The sequence below is a fragment of the Pseudomonas sp. Nvir genome (assembly GCF_963778085.1).
GTDB classification, from domain to species: domain Bacteria; phylum Pseudomonadota; class Gammaproteobacteria; order Pseudomonadales; family Pseudomonadaceae; genus Aquipseudomonas; species Aquipseudomonas juntendi.
In genome coordinates this window covers 1-1,953 of record NZ_CAVZVN010000010.1, presented here as the reverse complement: position 1 = coordinate 1,953, position 1,953 = coordinate 1, and the positions used below count along the sequence as shown (strand labels likewise).

Genomic DNA, 1,953 nt, shown 5'->3' with positions numbered 1-1,953 from the left:
ATTCGCCGTCGCACCTGGTCGAAGACGCATATCGTCTCACACGCTCGCCTGCTGTTCCCCGGCGCGCGCTACCGTCTGCAGGGCCATTTCAGCTCGTAATTTTCCCTGGCGTCAGCAAAACGTGATTGCTGACGCAATATAACAAAATTGTATCATTTCTGTTAAATCCTGGCTTGCGCAGAGTTGTATAGACAAGTATATGTATCTACGTACACAACGTTAATTGTCAGGAGAAACCCCGATGTCGCAAAGCAAATATCGCCAGCTGGACGTCCGTGCACCGAGAGGCACGACGCTGACCGCCAGGAGCTGGTTGACCGAAGCGCCGCTGCGTATGTTAATGAACAACCTCGATCCCGATGTCGCTGAAAACCCGCATGAGCTGGTGGTCTATGGCGGTATTGGTCGCGCTGCGCGCAACTGGGAATGCTATGACGCTATCGTGAAGGCGCTGAAAAACCTGGAAAGCGACGAGACCCTGCTGGTGCAGTCCGGTAAACCGGTCGGCGTATTTAAAACGCATGAAAACTCGCCGCGCGTGCTGATCGCTAACTCCAACCTGGTCCCGCACTGGGCCACCTGGGAACACTTCAACGAACTGGATGCCAAAGGGCTGGCGATGTACGGCCAGATGACCGCCGGCAGCTGGATCTACATCGGTAGCCAGGGCATTGTGCAGGGCACCTATGAAACCTTCGTCGAAGCCGGTCGCCAGCACTATCAGGGCAGCCTGAAAGGGCGCTGGGTGTTAACCGCCGGTCTGGGCGGCATGGGCGGTGCGCAGCCTCTGGCCGCGACGCTGGCGGGCGCCTGCTCGCTGAACATCGAATGTCAGCAGAGCCGCATCGATTTCCGTCTGCGTACCCGCTACGTGGATGAACAGGCCACTTCTCTGGATGACGCCCTGGCGCGCATCAAAAAATACACCGCCGAAGGCCGCGCCATCTCCATCGCGCTGTGCGGCAACGCTGCGGATATCGTGCCAGAGCTGGTGAAACGCGGCGTGCGCCCGGATATGGTTACCGATCAGACCAGCGCCCACGATCCGCTGCATGGCTATCTGCCGAAAGGCTGGAGCTGGGAGGAGTATCAGCAGAAAGCCGAATCCGATCCGCAGGGCACCATTCTGGCGGCGAAACGCTCAATGGCCGACCACGTGCAGGCGATGCTGGCCTTCCACGAGATGGGGGTGCCGACCTTCGACTACGGCAACAACATCCGTCAGATGGCGCAGGAAGTGGGCGTCAGCAATGCCTTCGATTTCCCGGGCTTCGTGCCGGCGTATATCCGCCCGCTGTTCTGCCGGGGTATCGGCCCGTTCCGTTGGGTAGCGCTGTCCGGCGATCCGCAGGATATCTACAAAACCGACGCGAAAGTGAAAGAGATCATTAAAGATGATCAGCACCTGCACCACTGGCTGGATATGGCGCGCGAGCGCATCAGCTTCCAGGGACTGCCGGCGCGTATCTGCTGGGTAGGTCTGGAGTGGCGTCAGAAGCTCGGTCTGGCGTTTAACGAAATGGTGCGCAGCGGCGAAGTCTCCGCGCCGATCGTGATTGGCCGCGATCACCTTGATTCCGGCTCCGTCGCCAGCCCGAACCGCGAAACCGAAGCCATGCGCGACGGCTCAGATGCGGTATCCGACTGGCCGCTGCTGAACGCCTTGCTTAACACCGCCAGCGGCGCGACCTGGGTGTCGCTGCACCACGGCGGCGGCGTAGGTATGGGCTTCTCGCAGCACTCCGGGATGGTTATCGTCTGTGACGGTACCGATGAAGCGGCGGCGCGTATCGCTCGCGTCCTGCGCAACGACCCGGCGACCGGCGTGATGCGTCATGCCGATGCGGGTTACGATATTGCTATTGAATGCGCAGCAGAACAGGGTCTGAATCTTCCGATGGTGGCAGCAACGCAGGGGAACGCTAAATGAAATCGTTAACGCTCATTCCGGGG

1 protein-coding gene is annotated in these 1,953 nt (G+C 59.8%); it reads left to right on the top strand.

Going from position 1 to position 1,953, the window contains the following annotated elements; genetic code table 11:
- Nucleotides 1-241: 241 nt before the first annotated feature.
- The gene (hutU, locus tag AACG97_RS00115; RefSeq protein ID WP_016160521.1) at nt 242-1,930 is read left to right on the top strand and encodes a urocanate hydratase; all 1,689 of its coding nucleotides are present in this window, start codon (nt 242-244) and stop codon (nt 1,928-1,930) included.
- Nucleotides 1,931-1,953: the final 23 nt, after the last annotated feature.